The 20,588-nt window shown below is 33.2% G+C and carries 26 protein-coding genes and 6 pseudogenes; 16 read left to right on the forward strand and 16 right to left on the reverse strand.

Annotated features, from left to right (window positions below; all coding sequences use genetic code 11):
- Positions 1–85 precede the first annotated feature (85 nt).
- From FPG78_RS06320 to FPG78_RS06330, 3 genes and pseudogenes are all read left to right on the forward strand, one after another.
- Positions 86–298, forward strand: coding sequence for a hypothetical protein (locus FPG78_RS06320; protein WP_144087150.1), 213 nt, complete (start codon positions 86–88; stop codon positions 296–298).
- 416 nt (positions 299–714) lie between these two features.
- On the forward strand, positions 715–1,263 hold the full coding sequence (locus FPG78_RS06325) for an SMI1/KNR4 family protein (protein ID WP_144087151.1): 549 nt from the start codon (positions 715–717) through the stop codon (positions 1,261–1,263).
- A 231-nt stretch (positions 1,264–1,494) separates the two neighbouring features.
- Positions 1,495–2,555, forward strand: a pseudogene (locus tag FPG78_RS06330) (IS481 family transposase).
- Between the two features lie 340 nt (positions 2,556–2,895).
- Here FPG78_RS06330 and FPG78_RS07290 read toward each other — a convergent pair.
- From FPG78_RS07290 to FPG78_RS07295, 12 genes and pseudogenes are all read right to left on the reverse strand, one after another.
- A complete protein-coding gene (locus FPG78_RS07290; protein WP_186292516.1) occupies positions 2,896–3,060 on the reverse strand; it encodes a hypothetical protein in 165 nt (54 codons plus the stop codon).
- 36 nt (positions 3,061–3,096) lie between these two features.
- Positions 3,097–3,246, reverse strand: a complete 150-nt coding sequence (locus tag FPG78_RS07845; protein WP_223262082.1) for a hypothetical protein — start codon at positions 3,244–3,246, stop codon at positions 3,097–3,099.
- 665 nt (positions 3,247–3,911) lie between these two features.
- On the reverse strand, positions 3,912–4,133 hold the full coding sequence (locus tag FPG78_RS06335) for a hypothetical protein (RefSeq protein WP_144087152.1): 222 nt from the start codon (positions 4,131–4,133) through the stop codon (positions 3,912–3,914).
- A 291-nt stretch (positions 4,134–4,424) separates the two neighbouring features.
- A complete protein-coding gene (locus tag FPG78_RS06340) occupies positions 4,425–4,880 on the reverse strand; it encodes a hypothetical protein (protein ID WP_144087153.1) in 456 nt (151 codons plus the stop codon).
- Between the two features lie 1,016 nt (positions 4,881–5,896).
- Positions 5,897–6,025, reverse strand: coding sequence for an ankyrin repeat domain-containing protein (locus FPG78_RS08505; RefSeq protein ID WP_144087154.1), 129 nt, complete (start codon positions 6,023–6,025; stop codon positions 5,897–5,899).
- A 37-nt stretch (positions 6,026–6,062) separates the two neighbouring features.
- A complete protein-coding gene (locus tag FPG78_RS06350) occupies positions 6,063–6,260 on the reverse strand; it encodes a hypothetical protein (RefSeq protein ID WP_144087155.1) in 198 nt (65 codons plus the stop codon).
- A gap of 213 nt (positions 6,261–6,473) precedes the next feature.
- A pseudogene (locus FPG78_RS06360) lies at positions 6,474–6,749 on the reverse strand (ankyrin repeat domain-containing protein); the annotation flags it as partial.
- 118 nt (positions 6,750–6,867) lie between these two features.
- Positions 6,868–6,969, reverse strand: a pseudogene (locus tag FPG78_RS08510) (hypothetical protein); the annotation flags it as partial.
- A 312-nt stretch (positions 6,970–7,281) separates the two neighbouring features.
- The gene (locus FPG78_RS06365; protein WP_144087157.1) at positions 7,282–7,566 is read right to left on the reverse strand and encodes a hypothetical protein; all 285 of its coding nucleotides are present in this window, start codon (positions 7,564–7,566) and stop codon (positions 7,282–7,284) included.
- Positions 7,567–7,587: 21 nt separating this feature from the next.
- The gene (locus FPG78_RS06370; RefSeq protein ID WP_186292517.1) at positions 7,588–7,920 is read right to left on the reverse strand and encodes a TraM recognition domain-containing protein; all 333 of its coding nucleotides are present in this window, start codon (positions 7,918–7,920) and stop codon (positions 7,588–7,590) included.
- A 954-nt stretch (positions 7,921–8,874) separates the two neighbouring features.
- Positions 8,875–9,009 carry a hypothetical protein gene (locus FPG78_RS08205; protein WP_255431795.1) on the reverse strand — a complete coding sequence of 45 codons (135 nt, stop codon included), beginning with the start codon at positions 9,007–9,009 and terminating at the stop codon, positions 8,875–8,877.
- Positions 9,010–9,075: 66 nt separating this feature from the next.
- Positions 9,076–9,246 carry a hypothetical protein gene (locus tag FPG78_RS07295; RefSeq protein WP_186292518.1) on the reverse strand — a complete coding sequence of 57 codons (171 nt, stop codon included), beginning with the start codon at positions 9,244–9,246 and terminating at the stop codon, positions 9,076–9,078.
- A gap of 708 nt (positions 9,247–9,954) precedes the next feature.
- On the opposite strand from FPG78_RS07295, the gene FPG78_RS06375 reads away from it, so the two are divergent.
- The 12 genes from FPG78_RS06375 (at position 9,955) to FPG78_RS06410 (ending at position 17,179) form a co-directional block, all read left to right on the forward strand.
- The gene (locus tag FPG78_RS06375) at positions 9,955–10,185 is read left to right on the forward strand and encodes a plasmid recombination protein (protein ID WP_255431797.1); all 231 of its coding nucleotides are present in this window, start codon (positions 9,955–9,957) and stop codon (positions 10,183–10,185) included.
- 465 nt (positions 10,186–10,650) lie between these two features.
- Complete coding sequence (locus FPG78_RS07850) at positions 10,651–10,830, forward strand: hypothetical protein (RefSeq protein ID WP_223262083.1); 180 nt, start codon at positions 10,651–10,653, stop codon at positions 10,828–10,830.
- Between the two features lie 13 nt (positions 10,831–10,843).
- Entirely contained in the window at positions 10,844–11,341 is a 498-nt protein-coding gene (locus FPG78_RS06380) for a toprim domain-containing protein (protein ID WP_223262084.1), read from the forward strand.
- Between the two features lie 1,401 nt (positions 11,342–12,742).
- Positions 12,743–13,084 carry a hypothetical protein gene (locus tag FPG78_RS06385; RefSeq protein ID WP_144087159.1) on the forward strand — a complete coding sequence of 114 codons (342 nt, stop codon included), beginning with the start codon at positions 12,743–12,745 and terminating at the stop codon, positions 13,082–13,084.
- Positions 13,085–13,337: 253 nt separating this feature from the next.
- The gene (locus FPG78_RS07300; protein ID WP_186292519.1) at positions 13,338–13,505 is read left to right on the forward strand and encodes a hypothetical protein; all 168 of its coding nucleotides are present in this window, start codon (positions 13,338–13,340) and stop codon (positions 13,503–13,505) included.
- On the forward strand, positions 13,493–13,948 hold the full coding sequence (locus FPG78_RS07305; RefSeq protein WP_186292520.1) for a hypothetical protein: 456 nt from the start codon (positions 13,493–13,495) through the stop codon (positions 13,946–13,948). Before FPG78_RS07300 ends, FPG78_RS07305 begins: the two co-directional genes overlap by 13 nt.
- Positions 13,921–14,169: a toprim domain-containing protein gene (locus FPG78_RS07855; RefSeq protein ID WP_223262085.1), complete on the forward strand. Its 249-nt coding sequence runs from the start codon at positions 13,921–13,923 to the stop codon at positions 14,167–14,169. Before FPG78_RS07305 ends, FPG78_RS07855 begins: the two co-directional genes overlap by 28 nt.
- Positions 14,126–14,509, forward strand: a complete 384-nt coding sequence (locus tag FPG78_RS07860; protein ID WP_223262086.1) for a hypothetical protein — start codon at positions 14,126–14,128, stop codon at positions 14,507–14,509. The genes FPG78_RS07855 and FPG78_RS07860 overlap by 44 nt, the downstream gene beginning before the upstream one ends.
- A 535-nt stretch (positions 14,510–15,044) precedes the next feature.
- Positions 15,045–15,470 carry a hypothetical protein gene (locus FPG78_RS07865; RefSeq protein ID WP_255431796.1) on the forward strand — a complete coding sequence of 142 codons (426 nt, stop codon included), beginning with the start codon at positions 15,045–15,047 and terminating at the stop codon, positions 15,468–15,470.
- A gap of 135 nt (positions 15,471–15,605) precedes the next feature.
- The gene (locus tag FPG78_RS06400; protein ID WP_144087160.1) at positions 15,606–15,935 is read left to right on the forward strand and encodes a hypothetical protein; all 330 of its coding nucleotides are present in this window, start codon (positions 15,606–15,608) and stop codon (positions 15,933–15,935) included.
- Entirely contained in the window at positions 15,932–16,276 is a 345-nt protein-coding gene (locus FPG78_RS06405; protein ID WP_144087161.1) for a hypothetical protein, read from the forward strand. Before FPG78_RS06400 ends, FPG78_RS06405 begins: the two co-directional genes overlap by 4 nt.
- 90 nt (positions 16,277–16,366) lie before the next feature.
- Entirely contained in the window at positions 16,367–17,179 is an 813-nt protein-coding gene (locus FPG78_RS06410; protein ID WP_144087162.1) for a hypothetical protein, read from the forward strand.
- Positions 17,180–17,417: 238 nt separating this feature from the next.
- Here FPG78_RS06410 and FPG78_RS07870 read toward each other — a convergent pair.
- The 3 genes and pseudogenes from FPG78_RS07870 to ltrA all read right to left on the reverse strand — a co-directional run.
- Positions 17,418–17,868, reverse strand: a pseudogene (locus tag FPG78_RS07870) (IS66 family transposase); the annotation flags it as partial.
- A gap of 141 nt (positions 17,869–18,009) precedes the next feature.
- Positions 18,010–18,129: pseudogene (locus FPG78_RS06425) on the reverse strand (IS5-like element ISCca3 family transposase); the annotation flags it as partial.
- An 84-nt stretch (positions 18,130–18,213) separates the two neighbouring features.
- Positions 18,214–19,782, reverse strand: a complete 1,569-nt coding sequence (gene ltrA / locus FPG78_RS06430) for a group II intron reverse transcriptase/maturase (protein WP_144087164.1) — start codon at positions 19,780–19,782, stop codon at positions 18,214–18,216.
- Positions 19,783–19,799: 17 nt separating this feature from the next.
- On the opposite strand from ltrA, the gene FPG78_RS07310 reads away from it, so the two are divergent.
- The gene (locus FPG78_RS07310; protein ID WP_186292522.1) at positions 19,800–20,021 is read left to right on the forward strand and encodes a hypothetical protein; all 222 of its coding nucleotides are present in this window, start codon (positions 19,800–19,802) and stop codon (positions 20,019–20,021) included.
- 406 nt (positions 20,022–20,427) lie between these two features.
- Here FPG78_RS07310 and FPG78_RS06440 read toward each other — a convergent pair.
- Positions 20,428–20,543, reverse strand: a pseudogene (locus tag FPG78_RS06440) (IS5-like element ISCca3 family transposase); the annotation flags it as partial.
- Positions 20,544–20,588: the final 45 nt, after the last annotated feature.

Consider the following 20,588-nt stretch of genomic DNA (forward strand, 5'->3'; position numbering starts at 1 on the left):
ATCTTATGTTTAAAAAAGGAATATTTACGTTTTATTATTCATATGCGTAACACATTTAGGATGTACATCATACTATCGTAATCAAATGAATAAGGGAATGGGAGACGAGCTAAGTTGTCAGTCTACGTCTAAAGAGGAGAATATATGTAGTGTACCTGAAGATGACAGTGATATCTATCTTATTCGTGAAAAGGTGAAAGAGTTCTTGAACTTAGGAAGGCTTGTGCAAGGATCTTGTATATCTAGTGAGGAATTAAATTTAGTATTTAATGAACTAGAATGGGATAGCAAGTTTTGATCTAGATGAACTAAAAGGGTATAAAAACTTTTTAAAACGAATATGGGTCTATATATGGTAGAAGCTTATTTATATTCGGGCCTACCAAGGCAGCTGATGATAAACAGAAAAAAGTTAAGTGTATGATATCAATGCAACGTTCATTTAATAATAGAATGAATGAAACTGTGAAAGAACTGGAAGGAAAAAAAATATGTTAATAGCTGAAGATGAAGATAACCAGTATTATATAGATTTTTCAAATCATGGATATATATAGTTATTGGGATTGATGGTATACCTAAATATTTCTCTAAAAGTTTTTTAATATTTTTGGCTAGGTTGCTTGAAGATTATATGATGAAATCTGGAGAAGTTGATTCTTATAAAGAAAAAAGCCTTCTGAAGAAAGTCTTGATGACAGAGTAAATAAGTTTTTGAGCAAAAATAGACTTGAATTAGGGTTTGCTATAACTAATGATATATTTAGTTCGTCAATTAAAAAACTAGGCATGAATATCAATAGTTTTGATCAATATGAATTGAAAGGGTATAAGGAGTTTTTAAATAAATATGGATCTATATGTCGTACATCTTTCGATATATATAAATGTGAACTTAGTGAATATGAATATCTAGATGATAAGATTAAGGAAAGTAATATAGACAAGAAAGTTAATGTCATAACATCAACTCAAATTTTATTTCATCGTTCTATTAAGAAACTAGGAAGAAATGAGAAAAATTATTGGTTAATATCTAAAGATCAAGATATTCAATATTGTATAAATTTAGAAAAAAATTCTAATTTAGGCCATGTATTTTGTGTAGATAGTTCTGGTAATCTCGTACATTTTGCTAAAGATTTTTCAGAGTTTTTGGATAAATTTTTAATAAGTTTGAAAAATGTGTTCAAAAATAAACATTTCTGTTCATATTACACCAAATGTATGGGTGTACCTGGCCCTGTCCCATTAAGTGTGTAAATCAATTTTTGTATTTTTTGTGGAGGCACCTATCCTTTAATTTAAAGTATAGGAAATAAAAAATTAGATTCTCTATTAAAAAAAGGGATCTTGACTAGAAGAGCAATGTACTTATATTTGTTTTTCTAGTCAAGATCCCTTAAAATTTTTATTGAAATCAGCTCTTTAAATGTAGTAGTTAAGATTTAGTCTTACAATTGTTAAATTGTATGGATATAAATTATAACTATTATGAACTTACATCAAAAAATCATTAAACCGAAATTAGGCTTATTAGAACTAGCTAAAACGTTAGGTAACATATCCTCTGCGTGTAAAAATATGGGTTATAGCCGAGATAGCTATTACCGATTTAAATCCTTGTATGAGACAGTTGGTCAAGAAGCATTGTATGAAATAAGCCGTAAGAAACCTATTCTAGCTAATAGAGTAGACCCTAATATAGAAAAAGCAGTAGTAGATATGGCCATAGACTATCCGGCTTATGGTCAACTTAGGGTATCTAACGAATTAAAGCAACAAGGTATACTTGTCTCTCCTGGTGGCGTAAGATCTATCTGGTTACGTAATGACTTGAACAACATAAAGAAACGGTTTAAAGCTTTGGAAGCTAAGATGGCGCAAGATGGTTTTGTTTTAACTGACTCTCAGCTAGCAGCATTAGAAAAACGTAGAAACGAACAAGAGGCATGTGGAGAATAGATACCGAACATCCTGGTTACTTAGGCTGTCAAGACACCTATTATGTGGGTAACTTTAAAGGTATAGGTAAAGTTTATACGCAAGTCTTTATAGATAGCTATTCTAGAGTAGCTAATGCAAAACTCTATACTGATAAGACAGCTCTAACAGCAGCTGATATGTTAAATGATAGAGTATTACCTTGGTATCAAGAGCAAAGCGTACCAATCTTGCGCATTCTAACAGATCGTGGTACTGAGTATAAAGGTAAAATAGAACATCATGCTTTTGAGTTATTTTTAAGCATTGAAGGCATAGAACATACTGTCACTAAAGCTTATTCACCACAAACCAATGGATTTTGTGAACGTTTTAATAAAACAATGAAGCAGGAATTTTTTGATACAGCAATGCGTAAAAAAATCTATACTAATCTAGATGATTTGCAAGAGGATTTAGATAGATGGTTGCATTACTATAATCATGAGCGACCCCATTCTGGAAAGTATTGTTACGGTAAAACACCTATACAAACTTGGGAAGACAGTAAAAAATTAGTCTTTGAAAAAATAATCAAATCGCCTATATTGAAGAAATGTCTGACAAACTAGACTTAACTGACAAGTTTAAACTATAATTTTTTACTGCCTGTAAGATTAAATCTTAACTACACTTTAGATATATGTTTTAACAAAATCTTTTTCAAAATTTTCCCAAATATGCGTGCATCCCATTTTATCTCTTTTATCGTACAATCTTTCATTTACACTTTTAATATATTTATTTACTTTACCGGACCATAACTGTAATGTATTGCACTTAGAACGCAGATCACTATTAACCTTGCTTAACTCGTTCATCAACGAGTTTAATCTAGAAATACTACATCATGGGTTCTTATTTTAGACTCTAGTTCATCCCTACTGTTACATAGCTCTTCTATCTCTCTTCCTAAACGTTGTCTTCAGATTTTAAAATACTAACTTCAGCCTCTCTAGTTTCTCTCTCATTTTTTATATCACTCCTGGTTGTTCTTTGGAAATTTTTGTATTCTGATTCTTTCTCATATTTTTTTAGTATTACTTCTGTTTCTACTTTTAATCCTAATTTTTTCAAGCATATCATCTAAAGATTGTACTACATCTTCCATACCTAGAGTATCTCTACATGATCGAAATATATCAGAAAAAGCACTAACTCTTTTTCTAGTATTTCTGTATGTATTTTACGACCATCTGGTTCTTGATTAACGTTAATATGATTCATTTCTTTATGCCAATCATTTAATAACCTTGTGGTCAATACCCTAGTCTTTACTTTATCTTTAGTATCACTTTTAGTGTCTGTAGGCTAGCAAGTGCATCTGTAGCTTGAGGGGAATAGCGTATCATGCTGCATATAAACCAGTATATTATGTAGGTTAGATTGCCTATTATACCAATCTGGTTCTATAGCTTGTAAATTTTGAAAGGCTGATTCTGGATTTAAACTATAATCCTGAACAATAGGTTTATAAAGCGATTTACTATCTTCAGATAATGACTCTACTTAGAGGCCAATGTTTCAAATAAGAAAATAGAAAGATCTACAGCTTCTGTTTCATGATGTGTGCCATCTGGATAGGTAATCAAAATAAATCTTGGGCACCATCAATCTTATCTATAACTGATCTAGTTCACCTAACCTAAATTTAAATGCACTATCGCCTACTGAAAGCATACCACCTGGTTCAACAGTTCTCCTGTTATTTTTAGCAAATCACCTTCTATACCGCCTGATAGACGATAATCTGACAAAATAAATTTGTCACTTGTAGTATTAAAAGGCGCAATAACTTTAAGTTGATATGTCTGTTATCCATACCATTCTCAACACTACCTTCTAAACTACCCACTACTTTAAAAGATGGATCTTTAACAATAAATGATGTTTAAGCGTTACTTCACGTTCATCTCCCTTATCATTTACTATGGTGATAGAGGCGTTAAATCACCAACATAACCACATGGATTTAACATTAGTGTATTGACCCCTACTGTTAGGGGTGTTCCTTCTTTTATGGAATCCTTACTTAAAATGAACTTACCTCCATTCAGCTTAATGGCCTTAATATGGTATTGAAGCACTTTACCTGCATCGCTTAATGGCCTGATCTTAAGTTTACATACCCTATCTTTAAACGGTAACAAAGGTATTTCTCCTGAGACTATAGAAAGTTCTGCTGTAAAGTTTTCAATTCTATGATCTTGAACTTTAACAGAAAAAGAATAGTCTTGTGTGGTATCACTTTAGTATTGCCTACTGTTAAATGAATGAATGGTATGGGTGCCATCACTACCAGGTTTTGGAGCGTAAAGAGTGTATTGCTACCAAATTAAGTGGTTCATTGCTACATATTGGTTTTTTGCATGTCCTGTATCTACATACATGGATCCTCCATCTGTTACACACATTTAACCAATCGTATTTTTGACACGATGCTAATACGTTGGATGAACTGATATTAATGTTAATAGGTGTACCTCTTTGTCTTCTACATAAATAACCTTAACATTGGCACTTGCTTTTAAATCATAGGTAGGCTCATCTAGCCTTAACGAACAGGTTATAGGATCTCCTCCCTCCCTATTAAAGTCACAAGTCAATATGATGGCATCAATACTGACCTTATGTGTATGACAAGTGTCTTTCTCATTAGGAACATAGTATAGGGTATCGCCATGTTGGACTATACTACCTACTTTAAATGGCTCACCTATAGAATATTTTCCATCTATTTCAACACGCTTGAACAGTTTTCCTTCGCCACCTTCAACCCTAATACCCTTAATACGAAACTGAATAACCTCTGGATTAACATCCCATTTTTCATATATGTGGAGCTTTGGGTTGTTAGACCTATCGTTATTCCATGTGTCGTCAAACTTAATACTCAAGATTACAGGAACTTTTCAGCTAAAACAGGTGCTACACCTTTTTCTGGCAACAAGGCATATTCATGCTTGGGTATCCAAGTAATATCGTCTGCAAATTGCTGTCTAAAGGCCACTGTACAAGACCAAAAAAATAAAGAAGCAGCAATAAATATGGAGATGCTATTTTTCTCATTTTAGTTCTCATTTTCATTAATTAACCATATATTCATTATATTGGGTTAATAGTACATAGTAAAAACTATTTGCTACATTATTGCTTCGACTAGATCAATAGCTATCTTTAAAAGGTAATACGTAATCCTGCCGAAAATCGATAATTAAAACATCATTTTTATCCAAAAGGAAATAGGCGTTTCTGCTAGTAATATCAACAGCAAGTAATCCGTGATATATTTTTCCACTCTAAACCTAATTGGGCGCCTATATTGAAACGTTTAGCACAATGCTCCCAACAAGCATGATGAATTATAGCTACCTTGACATCCTACTAAAAATTCAGAAAGATAGATTCGTAATGATTAAACAAATTATAGTGGTAAGTATTGTATACGGTAATAGGTTTTTGTTAGAAAAACCACCAGATAATTTCATATGCCATATTTCATTAATGTGATATGCATAGCCTGCAGAAACCCCATGCATTTATGCGAAACCCCATAATTGACTTCTATTCCAGGTGTATGAATAGGTCTTTGCAAGATATAAACCCTATTCGGTTTACCAAATACACTAAAAGTCAAACTAAAAAAATGAAAGCTTGTTATTATTTTTTGATTAACATAATTATAGTTTTGCATGATAGTGTCCTGTTTTGGATCTCGTCCAAACAAAATTTTGTATATATTTTATCACCTGACAAGCCAAAGGCAGGTTGAATATCAGTAAATAACCTGAACGAATTCGCCAGCTTCTGTTAAAACAAATAGAGGATCATCATACGTACACACACAATCTCTAGGTGTTTCACGGTTTTTCACATTCGTTGCATATTTACTATAGCACCATGTTTATAAGGGCTATGAATATCTTGTTAGATACATCTGACTAGTTCTTTCAAAAAACATATTATCTGCTGCATAATGCAAAGGCGTATTATTTGTCCTAGGGTCTTGGTATGTAGGATCAGCACCATAGTCCAATAACAAGAGACCATCTCATAATTAGACTGACGAACTGCTTCTTCTAAAGCCGAAAAGTAACGGTTGACTCATTGGATTGCCACCTTTTGCTAATAAAATTCAACTTTTTCATATCTTTTTGTCTAACTGCATTTAACGTACTAAATGCACTCATGGTTGGGTTAGTAGCACTAGAAACTATTTTTTGAATCATATCTGCTGATAGATTACCACGGCAAAGGACAGTTAATGGTTTGATCATTGTCACGCTGGTTCAACACATGCATAGTAATACACCTGAAGTGGAACTTATGACCACAATCTAACGGGATAAAGGAAATATTTTATCTAGAATCTTGTACGCCTTCTATACAATACTACACTGCCAATCTTTGTCTACCAATTTTGAATGCTTGAAAAACCATCTGGAGAAAGGATACATTTAAAGCTTCATGCTTATTAGCTATAGCCAACATCAAAGATGTAAAGCCACTCTTGCTTTTAGCAGTTTTACTGACACCTTAGCAATAAGCAGTTCAACGATTTCTTTAAACCCTCTTCTGGCAGCCCAATGAAGTGGCGTGAATTTGTAAGGATTATCTGTATTGTGAACCAGAAAAGGTGATTTATCTAAAATATGTTTTACTACATTTAGGTGTCCATCCCTACAAGCCCAATGAATAGGAGTTAAACCCACTGAATCTTTCTTACCGATATCAGCAAAATGACAAAGAACTACATCAAGGATTTCTTGATTGTTATTACCTCTAAAGAATTAAAAACGCTTGAAATCACCATCTTTATCAAATCTTACCTCCGCTCCATAAGAGAGTAATAAGAAACCATTTCTTTATTCTTATTACGTACAGCTACTCAAGGGTTACTATGCACGTTAGTATATTTGGATTAGCGCCTAAGCTTAGAAGTTCTTTCACCTTAGGTAAATCATTATCTATAACAGCCCATAATAGAGGCGTACTTTCATTTTAACCTCATTTATATCTTGTTCTTTTTTTCTTGAACATTCAGTCTAGCAACTTCCTCAGGAGAAAGTTTAGAGACCAAAAGATTATATATCCTTTTAGATGCATCATTTTTTTTATATCGTACAGCGTCTAAAATATTTGATTTGCCATCTCCTTGAAAGATAACTTTAGCACCATGAGAGAGTAATAAGGCAACCGTATCTTCGTTTTCATTACATACAGCACTATAAAGAGGACAGTTGTCTTTATAGATAGCATTATCTTCATTACTGACCTTTGTAACATCTGGTAAATCTTCTAATAACTCATTTTTAAAGTTTTTGTCATAGACGATACTTCTTTGAACTGTTCCTGAAAAAATACATTATCACTTTCTACTACTTTCCCCGCAAAAAATCCCACACCAAAACTTGAAAACTCATTAGGTTTGATCAACTCTTGTTCATGTATAGTGATATTTTCACCATGCGTAGTGTGATGACCTTGAGTATTACTGTGACAGGTTTCTGAGGAACTTGTAGATTGATCGTATGTTCTTCCTTTCCAAATATGGAACTGGCATATTAGAAGACTCCACACCACAGTTGCCCATAAATTGATTGCTTAGGGTACCTTGTATCTTTTTAGCACTATATTTCCATAGGTATCTTCTAGTTGGGCATTCGATTGTATGCAAGAAATGGTACTAATACCGTACTTTCTTGCCGTAGCTGGGACTTCTGAAAGACCTGGGATGTATAAGGTAGGTAGTTCATCTATGGCCACAAAACTCTTCGTTCTATTGTGGCCATACATAGATTTAAAACATATGGTAATTAGTAAGGATATAACTGGACTGAAAGCTGATTTGGCAGGTGGAAAATTGCCTATACAGAGTATGGTTGGAGTAATATTATCGTTGATAGTTAAATCTATTTCATTTTTACCAATACCCAAAATAAGTTCTTATCAATTAAAGGTTGTAAGCTTGTTTTAAAACTTGCTATGATACCTACTAACTGACCTGATGATTTATCACCTTTATAAGCATCAAATATGGAACTAGCATAGGAATAGGCTTCTGAGTCTTGTTCTATTAAATTAATATTTTATCAAAAGGCTTAGTAATAATGTTACACATGCGGCAGCGTACAACAACTTTTTGCCTGATTGGATAAGTAAGCATAATGCCTTTTAGAAGGGATTTAGTACTTAAATACCAAAAATCATCTTTCCCCCAGATTAAGATTTTTTAATAATACGGTTACATATTCTTCTAAATAGGCTCTATTTGATATGTATATAGGGATCAATAGGATTGATGCGACTACTTTTATTCAGATCCGTAAAATTAATCGTCTTAAAAAAATATTTTCCCTATTTTTTCTGGTAATTTTAAATAGCAATTATATACAAATTTAGATAGCAATAGCTGCTTTTTGGATCTATTGGTACCTTCAAAATCATAATCATATACAAGTCCACAATAACCTTTTTGGATCATTGCATATAATATGGGTTCTAAAATATATCTAGTTTTACCACTTCCAGGACCCCTAGTATATAAATTCCTCTCTGAGGATTATTGATGGGTAATAGACCATTTTTAGTAGGTAAAGCAATGCTAAAAGGTGACTTTTTATCGTAAAATTTAGGACTAATAATTGAACTTTTATCTTTTTTTATGGAAGGTTTTATACCTATATAAAAAAAATGGAAGTGCAAAAGCAGTAAAAAACAGTATAAAGATAAGGTGTTAACCATTCACGTGATTTTATAAAATCATACCTGGATAAATAAATACATATCCTTTGAAAGGATATAAAACAACAGGTAAATATTAACCATAAAAAGAGTAATGCTGTAGACGTAAACCCATTTTTTTTACCGAAAGATTTTAATAAAATAGCTTTAATCTATCCATGCTAGAAAACAAATAGACCCTACTAAAACCAGTCGGGTATAGCACCCAAACCCTGAATAGAATACTAAATCAACTGCCCATTTCAAGTATCGGTCATTTATACAAAATCTACTTATTTTCATCCAGTAAAGTAACTGAAATAGAAATAAGGCTAGAAAAAAATAAAAAGTTAACATGGGTAATGTCCATTAGTATTTTGCCATTTTTCTTTTATGCTTTGGTTTTTTTACTCGATCAGTATATAATTGACTTATCTCTGCTATTTTTTCCTGTATAGACGACCAGATGCTTTTAGAAAGGTATTCATATCCACCTGCTTTAATCAGTTTTTCGACTATTATTTTAATTTTATCTGCCATAATTAGCAATAATTTAAGCGACGACTCATGGTGTAAATATAGGATAATATTCCAGGATCATACGCTTGAATGGAGCAACTTTTCCCCCATTAGCTTGCTGTGTTCAAGGCCTTATGATAGTAAGGTTAGCTATTAATCCTTGCTTTGCAAGGACCATTCGTTTCTAGATTATCGTTATATTACGCTTGGTATTTTAGGTCAAGCAAATGGGAAAGAAGATTGGTTGTTTAGCATGGTGATTTATAGTTATGGCATTCGCAACATTTAACATCAAGGGCTACAAAAGGTTTAATAGGAATTGGTAAACATATAGATCGTCTTGTCAGGAAGCTAAAAAAACAGGTGTATTTGAAGATGAAAGAAGAAAGATTTTTCAGAACTAGGCTTACATATAGATCCCTCTAGAACATATTAAACGAAGAGTGGGTCGATACAGGTGGTAAATCATTATCTGAACTTGTTGAACAAAGGATATCAGAGGTTATAAATATCTAAATCTATTCGATCAGATGCTGTTAAAGCTTTGGTTTGTTATGACTGGTAGTCGTGACGAATGAAAGAAATAGAGGCTAATGAAAAATTATTTGAGGGTTGGAAAAAGCTAATTGGGATTTCGCTTGTAAGGATTTTTGGTGGAGAAAAAAATATTGTTCGATTTTCTATACATAGGATGAAAGGACACCACATATTCATTGTGTAGTAGTTCCAATTACTCCAGATGGAAGGTTAAGTGCTAAGCATTATCGACATGGTACGATTAAGTTGCAAGGCTATCAAAATAGATATGCAGAAGCTATGTCCTTTTGGCTTAGCGTGGATAGAAGTTTCATTAACTGGGAGAAAACACATACATCAAAGGAATACTACAAAAGTATCAATAAAATTGAAAGGAGTATAGCAGAAACTAAGTATATAAACACTTTAAATCCTTTCACGTGAACAAGCCAAAGAGGAGTTAGAAAAAGTACAGGATAAGCTCGTTCCTTAGAAGAAGAAAATAGAGGCTTAAACAAGAAGTTATCTATTCTAGAAATACGCATAAAACGCTTATAGAGAATCGAATTAAAATGATCTAGAAAAAGTCAAAGAGAAGTTAATGATCAACATGCTGCTTCTATGGGTTATGTTTTAGATAAAGAAAAAAGTTCCAAAAACTGGGCCGTTATGGAAAAAGAAAGTGATAAAATTTTGATTAAAAATGGACCTAATCAAATGGTCACTGGATGTATAAATCTTTGTAGACGAACAAGAAAAAGGAACTATTGTGGATTTTATGCAAAAACGTGGGTTTAGTTATCAGAGTATTTGTGGGTTGTCTAGGCATTTAGATGATCGGATTGTTAAGGATCAAAAATCTTTATCTGTAGAAATAGGGATGTTTTTTCAAGTCATATCGCTCGAGAGGTGTTTGACAGGGTTGTTGAGCATCAAAAAGGTAATTATCTGTCTTGTAGAGGTATTGATCAGGTTACTTATGGGTGTTATACAGGTGTTAAAGTAGGTAACAAGCTGTATTTGCTTTATACAGGGAATATAGATAGCAGCGGAAAGGTACTATATGCAGCACTATTAGCTACAGTTTGATGCTAAAGGTACCATGTCAGATGATGGATGTTTTAATAGCACTAAATACTTCCAAAAAGGGCTGCCTCGTGGGTTGTCTGTCTTGGTTGAGTCTGGTCTACCCGTAAAGCATATTGTGGTCTCAGAAAGTCCTATAGATGCTTTAAGTTATAAGCAGATGAGTAGTTCTTTGAAGGGCACTATGTATGTGTCTACTTGTGGTAGTTTATCTGAAGGGGTTAAAAGAGAGCTCTCAAATGTGTTGTCTAATGCTAGGGAGAATGGGTGGTCTGTAACGTTGGCTTTTGATAGTGATAAAGCGGGTAGGAAGATGGATGAAGAGGTCCGTAGGTTGGCTGATGCGTGTCTGGTAGACTGTAGATCGTCTATACCCTATCAGTTTAAAGATTGGAATGAAGAATTGGTATCTGGTTTAGGAAGGCAAGAAATGCTTAGAAAACTCCAAAAGGAGTTGGTAACTAGGGGCAGGAGCACGAGTTGCGTAAGAAACGCGAAAGGGGGCCGACCGTGATGGGTATGGAAATTACTTGCGATTAAGAGAGAGGGTATTCCTGGTATGTGTCTATATGTGTTTATTTTATAAAAAAACAGAATAATATACTTGTTTTATATTTATAAGTCTGAATATCATGTATTTATATTTTTATGAAGTGTTTTTTTGTGTAAAATGGCACTTCGTATACATATAAAAAATTGATAACCAATAATATAAAGTATGTTTTTACATATATTTTAGTTGGAGTAGTAAAATGATACTTTATAGCGAATATTATTCTATCATAATGAATAATATAACTGTTTATTATGTATTTAGTGAAGTATTATTGATATAGAAAGACACTTCATATATATATAAACTAATATTCTGTTCCATAAAATATTTAATTATTTTATATTGATTTGTAGTGTTTTATAAAAATATGATTCCATTATAAAGATGATGAAATTCCTTATTATGAGTTATAATAGAATTTTTGTATTGAAAATCAATTATAAATTTATAAATTTTTATATTATTCTCATAACCAATGTTAAACTTGTTGTAGAATTTTAGTATAAAGTATTTATAACTGATTTGACATGATATTTCAAATCTATTCTTTACCTGTTTTTTCTGAAGTAGATTTTCTGAGCATAAAAATATTTAAATATCTGATTACCAATTAATATTTTTATACCTATATAGAAGGATAGTAAGATATTATATAAATGTTACTATAGATGTTACTATATCACTTATAGTATTTATAATATTGATAATCAATATTATATATATTTGTATTACACTAACATAGTAAGATAGTAAGATACTAGTATTATTTTATTTATGTAATATATAATAATAACATACATACATATGTGTATATATTTTATTATATATACACAATAATCTTACTATCTTACTATTATTATTATAAAAATCTGTATTTCAGCGTAATATGATTTTTTGTAATCTTACTAAGATCTTACTAAGATCTTACTAATAGTTACTATTTCCATATTAAAATGTTCGGTTTTTAGCCTAAAACATTGGTTAGTTAGACTATGTTAAGTTTATGTAAATCATCTAAATACGTATTAATCGTATGTTACGCATTGCAAAACGTATGATATTTTAGTTTTTTATTGATCTATAGCACTTTATACAAATAACAGTTGGTATAGATACTTGGTTATCTATACTATACTATATGATAATTACATCTGTAAACTGTGTGGCTCGTTTTCTTATTAATAATGCATATTTATAGGCTAAATATGTTGAAACGACATATTATGAGTTCTGAGTTTTTCTCCAAAAGTTGAACGATAAGCAGCTTAAAAGAAAAATTAGTAATTTAGCTTCCGCATAATAATTTAAATCCTCAATAAGAAAATATGATTTTATATAAGAATGTATTATATTGGAACCATGTATAATAAAGGCATAAAAACATTCGAGGAATTTTTAGAAAATCCTTTTTTAGGTGAGAATATTGGAAATGCTATAGATATAGAATTTATGCTAAGTCTTTCTAAACCAGCTCAAAATATTATAAGATATATGGTGAAAAAAAAAACGTGTTTAGAAGATAAATTTTTATTTGACGTAGATGATTTTAATAAATTTTCAGGGTATAAATCTAGAGCGGTTTATCTTAAGGGTGTTATTGATCTAATCATGAAAAACGTTTTAGCAAAAACGAAATTGCCTCATTTATATTGGGTCAATAAAGGTATCCTAGATAAGTCATCTTTGATAAGTGTAATGTAACAAGAATCATCAAAGTATAAAAAACCCTCCGAAGAAGGCTTTTTCTTACTTTAATTTTGGTAGGGAACCGAAATGAGTGTAAGAACCAGTTTCCAAACGGATTAAAATTCCAGCTTATGATAACAAAAGAACAAATCCTGGAAAAGGTAGGGGGAGAGGAATATCTCATCCGCTACTTGTTCCTACATTTAATTCAAATGTAAGAAAAAAAAATTACAAATCTATATTTTCTGAGAAAGATGATAGACCAAGTATGTCTATTTATAAGGAAAAAAGGACAGGTACGTTAAAATTTAAATCTTTTAATACGGGTCATCAGGGAGATGCCTTTAGGATGTGGGCGGATTATTATGGATTAGACTGTAAAACACAGTTTAAGGAACTTTTAGAACTCATTAACCAAGAGATGTGCTTGGTTTGAATACTGAAAAGAAATCAAGAGTTGTTCCAAAATCAATTTTTCCTAATTTACCAACTGTTAAAGACATTGGAGTATCTTCACCTTCTCAAACACTTCGTATTGAATACATGTCTGATTCAGAATCTTTTATTTCTAGATTATATCTAAAATACTGGCTACAGTATGGTATTGACCAATCTGTTTTAGGAAAGTTTGATGTTAAACAAGTAAGTTTTTTATCTTATACCGCTAACTCAGGTCGTTATTTGTCTTTTAAATACTTTGAAAAGCATCAGGTTGTATCGGCCTATCATGTATCAGGTAGAGTTAAAGTATATATTCCAGAGATATCACCTTCATTTTCTAGTGATCCTTTTTTTAAAGGTCAGAAAAAATCATTTTCGTATAAGAATCAAAATAAAGATGATGTTTTTGGTTGGTTCAGTTACCTGAAGGAAATTTAGACTATGTACTGTTTACAGCAGGGGAAAAAGATTGCATGAGTGCTTATGCACATGGGTTTAGCAATGTTATTTCTTTACAGTCTGAGCACCAGATGCCTAGTGATGATCTGTTGAGAATTTTACGTAGTAAGACTTCCGTACTATTATGTTGTTATGATAATGATGAGGCAGGAAAGAATGCTTCTAAGAAGTTACAAGATTCTTTGGTATTGTATCGTTGAATTACCAGGAGATGTAAAGGATATAGCAGAATACTTTAAAAAGCATACTACTGCTGATTTCCAGTTACTTATAGATTATGGTATACAACAGGTAAAATCTATTTCTGTAAATTCTATTGATATCCATAGGGTTAGGAAGTTAAGTAATACTAAACGCAGTAAAGTGAAAGCCTATTTAAGTAATAAGTTCAATTTTCGATTGAATGTAGTTACTCAAGAGCGTGAAATGAGTACTAAGCGTAATCCTGATTTATGGGAAAAAGTTAACGTAAATGAACTAAGAGATAATTTAGATAGACATGGTTTTGAGTGTAATTTGGACTTAATTAATGTATATTAAATCGTTTTTTGTAGGCGTTTAATCCTATAGAGTCATATTTTTTAGCTTTCGAAGGAAATGAATCTTCTGGTAATGAAGACTATATTCATAAATTAGCAGTTATGTTAATTTAAAGGATTCTACGTTTAATAATAATCAATATTGGTATACGCATCTTAAGAAATGGATGATTAGGGCGGTACGTACGGTTTTTGAGGATGGAGAAATCAATAAACATGCTTTAATCTATGCTCATCTAAAGAAAATATAGGTAAAAGTTATTTTTGTAGATTTTGTGTCCTCCTACTCTTAGGAGATATTACAATGGTAATCCGATTATAAGCAATGAAAAAGATGCTCAAAGGCTCTTATAAGAAACTTTATTATAGACTTGGATGAGCTACATCAGCTCCGTTCTAACTCAGAGTAATTAAGACTTGGCTGTCTCAGCCTTATATTAATGTACGTTTGCCTTATCAGGAAGATGAAATAACAGCATCACGTATAGCTTCTTTTTGTAGGTAGTACCAATAATATTGAATTTTTAAGGTCAGGTTTGGGTAATAGTAGATGGATTAGTTTTGAAATAGATTCCATTAACTATTTAGATGATGAGGCTATATATATATTAGAGAAAGCCTGGGAACAAGCCTATAGTTTGTATAAATTAGATCACGGTAGTGGGGAACTACGTGAAGAAGAATTTTTAGAGTTAAAAACTCGTTCTAATCAATTTAATACTAAGTCTACAGAGTCTGAATTGATAGTCCAGTATCTTTATCCCTCTACTAAGGAAGAAGGTGAGTTTATGACTACTACTGATATATTGAGATATATACAGAATATTGTTGGTACTACTATTAGATTGAATACTAGATTGGTAGGCAGTGCTCTAAGAGAATCAGGGTTTATTAGGGTTATGTATGGTAATTTAGATAGGGGACCTTTGTATGGCTATTTTGTTCAAAAGTTAAATGTTTAGTTTTTGTAGAGTGGTATATGTCTGTAATTATTTGCGGATTTTGTGTTTTTTTTGTAAAATTAGGCTTTAATATTGCTTGAATGATAAAGCCGTAGTAATAACAGTTAGTTTTGATTTAAACTAAAATAAACCAACATGAATACAAATAAATTTAAAATTATATTGTTCTTATGCGTAATAGGAGTAGTTGGGTGTAACAAAATAGAGAATCCAAGTTATATGGATGGCGGAGGTGATAAACCTAAAGAAGTACCAGCGTTGAAATCTTCTATATCCGTTGCGCAAGGTAGTTCTACTACAGCTATTGTTAAGGGATTCAGTAAAAGTTATGATGAGGCACTGCAATCTTCCCTCAGTTCTATGAAATGTGTAGCTGATACTGCAAAGCAGGTTTCTATTAATAAGCAAGAGGCTGCTGAACGTGCGATTAAGGCTGCTTCGATGCTAAAATTGCAGCAGAGATGACACGTAAGGCTGCTGATGATGCAGAAAGAAACACACCAGAATTAGGTGGAGATAATACTTTGTATAATAAGGCGTTTCAGGATACTCTTAGTTCTATGAAATGTGTAGCTGATACTGCAAAGCAGGTTTCTATTAATAAGCAAGAGGCTGCTGAACGTGCGATTAAGGCTGCTTCCGATGCTAAAATTGCAGCAGAGATGACACGTAAGGCTGCCGATGATGCAGAAAGAAACACACCAGAATTAGGTGGAGTGATGCTTCTACCTCAACAGGGAGTAAGACGTAAAACTGAATATGGTAGAGAGAAGAGACATAGTGGAATATGCCCTTGTAAGTTTTAACTCATTAAAGTTTATAACTATGGCTTTATATAATGTTATGTTATTTTAAAAATAAAACCACTAATCACTAATCGATTAACTTTAATTGCAATGTCTAGAAGTATTAATATAAAGAGGTTAACATCGCTATTACCAACGTATTTATTTTACGTTATTGTACCAATTTCTTTGATGGGAATGATGCCAGGTGGTGGTCCTCCAGGTGATCCGTATATTCAAACATATAATACTCTCACAGCACGTTATGCTGCTACTAATCAAAACACTAATCAATTATTAAATAATTACAATGATCAGTTGAGAAATTCCATGATTGCCATGAGGGATAGTGCTCAAGATGCCCTTTTGTGGGCTCAACACCAGTTTGCACTTGCTCAAATTGATTTTAATACGGTGGAAATTATACGTCGGAGAATTGCTATTATGTTTAGTCATATCGGTCAGCATGCTACAGATGCTCAAGGTAGAGAAGCAGCTGTTCTAAATAATGTTCCTGGTGTTGCGCTTTTACAAGGTGATCAGGATATTTTAGATGCCTTTGAAGAAGCTAGGGCTATTGATGAACGGGCTCAACTTTCTCTTAATGAAGCCCAAATTGCTGTTGATGAAATACAAAATAATGTTATAAATGGTAATAATGGCATTAATAATAGATTGAATATAATTCAGCAAAGAATAATGAATTTACCAATTCTTGGTATTAATTATACTAATGCTGATGTTTTAGCCTATAATCAGGCTCTTACAGCCATTAAGAACGCTTCTAATCATATTAATCAACGTACTTTCCCTGCTACATTATCTGCTTTGACGGCCCATAATTCACTTAATGATATTAGGCAGAGTATGAACGATATCGTCCTATTGGGCAATAATCTTGGTATTCAATTACCTCCATATTAATCGCTATACTCGATCTAAAAATATCTTATAAAATCAGGTTTTTGACTATTTATTAAAGTAATTGTAAAGTTATTACTTTAATAGTCAAGAACCTGAAAAATTACTTTTTTGTTTAAATTTTAGTTCGTAAAGGAATTTTTGGTGTCTCTCGTGATCAGTTTTTTTTCCTCGATATCTACCCTGTTCATGCGCTTTTTTGATTCCCTGCTTCTGTCGTATCTATTCACCGCAGTGGTTTTTAAGCGACTATATTTTTTAATTGTGTGAAAGGATTTAGTTTTTGTTGCTTAGCGGTTAGATATAAAGTGATAAGACGTTCTAAGAATCTATCACCCCTTTCTGATTGGGTAAAGTAAGCGTTTTTACGATAGACCACGTAATGTTTGATTTGTCTTTCAGCTAAGTTATTGGTCAAAGGAATGTTTACTGGATCTTCATAAAATCTCCATAGCATAGGTTCTGCTCGCATTATATTTCTGGCCACGAGACTAGCTTGTTCAGCAAGTGGCAGCCTAGTAATAGCTTTTAAGCCATACCAGGTTTCGCAGTTTTCTAATATGCCTTAAAAAGACAATTAGCTCAATAGAACGATTCAAAAAAGATTGATGCAAGACAAAAAGCTCACTAGCTATCTCTTTTAAATAATAGCCTAATGCTTTAACACCACTGTTCCAACTATGTGCAAACTGAGGCCGTTGTCATAGGTATATAGTATAGTTTTGGTATAGTTTTTGGTGTTATTTTTTCTATTAAGGAGCCATGTATTTTATTTTTTATTGATTTTCAATGTTATTTTTTATATTTTTGTTCATTTTAGATAGACCATCCCCCTAAAGACCTCTTAATATGATATTTGGGGCTCTATATAAGTTATAGGCTATTGCTTCCATAACATGTTTCGTATGCGTTTTATCAAGTCTTATATAACGGGCTTTTCCGCTTCTGAACCAGCTTTGTTAGGTAGGAGGAGGGTATTACTATCCTCCTCCCCTTAGAAACGCAGCTTGCGAGTTTCCCGCACTACGCTTGGGCCCTTATCTAAGTCCTGTTGTTCTAGAACCGGCTTGTCCGTCATGGTTTAACTTCTTTTGTGGTGACACTAGCAGTAGTGAATTTTCTTTTGAGAATGAGCTCCTCAATATCTTTGTACGAGTTGCTCTTTCTTCAAAATACTTTTTCCATCTTATATCTAGCGGATTTGCATCTGCTCTGATTTTAACATGTCGTCTTATAGGTATATCGCTTAGTTTTAATAAGCGCATTTCCTTTGATTGGTTTCCTGCTATAGATGAGGCAAAGACCCATTGGCGCGAACCTCTTATCTTAAAATAACGGTTCTTTATCCAACGTAATCCTTTGCATGGATGTCTTCTCTTTGCCCATCTCCATAGTGACTGCATAACTTCATGGTCTATTTTACTAAAAGCTTGCTTAGCGCATACATGGCGATAATAGTTTCCCCAACCTCTTAATATTGGATTGAGTAATTTAATGATTATTGCCTGTGTATTTGCTCTGTTTGCTTTTATTAATGTACGCGCTTTCTTAAGAATGTTCTTGATACCTTCTTTTGAAGGTTTTATGATCAGTTTCTTATTGTATTTGCGTACATTACAACCAAGAAAATCAAACCCTGCATTAACGTGGGTAATTTTTGTCTTTTCTTCTGATAAGGTAAGCCCTCTTTCAGAGAGAAAGGAAGATATTAATGGCTTAACTTCATCTTCCAGTATTTCACGCGTGTTTCCTGAAATAATGAAGTCGTCCGCATAACGGATTATGATTACTCCACTTCTGAGTCTTGCTCTTTTTGTACTGCCAATTTTTCCAAAGCGTTCTTCTAATAATCTTTCGAGCCCATCTAAGGTCAAGTTAGCTAGTACCGGAGAGATAATACCGCCTTGCGGGGTGCCTACCGTTGTCTGGTACAGTGTTTTCGATTCTAGGAAACCGGCTTTTAACCAGTTATTAAGTATCCGTTTTTCTATAGGGATGTGTTTAATAAGCCATTCGTGGTTAATATTATCAAAACAGCCTTTGATGTCGCCCTCTAGTATCCATTTTGGACGCTTGTCCGCTGCAAGTAGTATATGACTCGCTTGGATAGCGTCTGCGCAGGATCTTTTCGGTCTAAAGCCATAGGAATTTCGATCACTGGTTGTTTCAGCTATCGGTTCCAGTGCAAACAAATATAATGCTTGCATAGCTCTGTCACGCATCGTGGGTATTCCAAGAGGTCTTCTTTTGCCATTGGATTTACTAATGTAGATCCGTTTTAGCGGAGAAGCTTTGTATCCTCTCTGTTTTAATTGTTTTATGCCTTGAAATTTAGTCTTGTCAGTCGACCATAATTGACGATCTATGCCTGATGTCCTTTTGCCTTGATTTTCCGTCACTCTCTTAACGGCCAAAGCTTTGCCACTAAAAGACCGTGTTAAAAGATGTTGTAAGGCTTTTACCTTACCCCATCTTCCTTTTTGGACCGCCTTAACAATACGTCTTTGTAGCCGCATAACAACTTTTTGGCATTTTTTCCAGGGTAGCTGGTGCCATGCTTGGGAGTTATCGGTAGGTGCACTTACGCTATATAAACATGTAATCATTTGCTTTCCTTCCTTAAGTGGTTAACAAAGTTTCTTGTCACGAGGGACCTAGTGGAAGTCTGCTTGCTTTCGCATGGGTTGATCTTGCAAACCCTATCCATGCCGTTACAGAATGGCGTTCGCTTTCTCCACTTTCCTTTACCTGCATGCTCAACAGCTTTCCTTACGGATTACCTGCCTTTGATAAAGGCGAGCATACAGGCTTACCCTGTTCCTTCTACCATACTTCGGTGATTTAGGTGGCTTCAATATACCGGTGGACTTATTGTTTGCGTACATCCAGTATTAAAAAAATGTATCCTTTCCACGTACCATTTTGGTTTGAGCTTGTCAGCATCTTTAGCTCATTTTTGGTAACGATACTTGTTAAAACTTCACTTACGTTCACCATATCACTAGCCTAGACCTCCAACCGCATGATGCTTGCAGTTTATGCACATCTCGCGATGCTGCATTTTCTCTTTTTTTTTTCAAGAAGAGGTTCATTGTCCGTGTCGCTTAGCACCAATCGGTTGCCCAATTCGCACCGATACGTAGGCTCAGATGGCAAAACATCTGGTTTAATAAGGCTCTAATGTGTTACCTCTTGCGAGGTTCATTTCATCTCCTTTTAAACAATACAGTAGAAGACTTTCAGGTCGCACTAATACTACCAAATACACGTTCTACTTTGTAGCGTGTTTCACCACCAATTTATTAAACCGCTTAGCAGTAGATGATAAGGGATGGTTTCTAGTAGCTTTCTTTTGAATAGCTGATTTAGGGTATTAAGGGTATTAGGCAAAATCGTCCGTAAATACACGCTA

The sequence above is a fragment of the Cardinium endosymbiont of Dermatophagoides farinae genome, from assembly GCF_007559345.1.
In the GTDB taxonomy this organism is placed as follows: Bacteria; Bacteroidota; Bacteroidia; order Cytophagales; family Amoebophilaceae; genus Cardinium.

What these genes read in the sequence shown, in the direction of transcription:
- FPG78_RS06320 (WP_144087150.1), top strand. Translation starts at nt 86, where the DNA reads ATGAATAAGGGAATGGGAGACGAGCTAAGTTGTCAGTCTACGTCTAAA.
- FPG78_RS06350 (WP_144087155.1), bottom strand. Translation starts at nt 6,260, where the DNA reads ATGATCAAACCATTAACTGTCCTTTGCCGTGGTAATCTATCAGCAGAT.
- FPG78_RS08205 (WP_255431795.1), bottom strand. Translation starts at nt 9,009, where the DNA reads ATGAAAATAAGTAGATTTTGTATAAATGACCGATACTTGAAATGGGCA.
- FPG78_RS07295 (WP_186292518.1), bottom strand. Translation starts at nt 9,246, where the DNA reads ATGGCAGATAAAATTAAAATAATAGTCGAAAAACTGATTAAAGCAGGT.
- FPG78_RS06380 (WP_223262084.1), top strand. Translation starts at nt 10,844, where the DNA reads ATGTCAGATGATGGATGTTTTAATAGCACTAAATACTTCCAAAAAGGG.
- FPG78_RS06385 (WP_144087159.1), top strand. Translation starts at nt 12,743, where the DNA reads ATGTATAATAAAGGCATAAAAACATTCGAGGAATTTTTAGAAAATCCT.
- FPG78_RS07300 (WP_186292519.1), top strand. Translation starts at nt 13,338, where the DNA reads ATGTCTATTTATAAGGAAAAAAGGACAGGTACGTTAAAATTTAAATCT.
- FPG78_RS07860 (WP_223262086.1), top strand. Translation starts at nt 14,126, where the DNA reads ATGCTTCTAAGAAGTTACAAGATTCTTTGGTATTGTATCGTTGAATTA.
- FPG78_RS06400 (WP_144087160.1), top strand. Translation starts at nt 15,606, where the DNA reads ATGAATACAAATAAATTTAAAATTATATTGTTCTTATGCGTAATAGGA.
- FPG78_RS06405 (WP_144087161.1), top strand. Translation starts at nt 15,932, where the DNA reads ATGACACGTAAGGCTGCTGATGATGCAGAAAGAAACACACCAGAATTA.
- FPG78_RS06410 (WP_144087162.1), top strand. Translation starts at nt 16,367, where the DNA reads ATGTCTAGAAGTATTAATATAAAGAGGTTAACATCGCTATTACCAACG.
- ltrA (WP_144087164.1), bottom strand. Translation starts at nt 19,782, where the DNA reads ATGATTACATGTTTATATAGCGTAAGTGCACCTACCGATAACTCCCAA.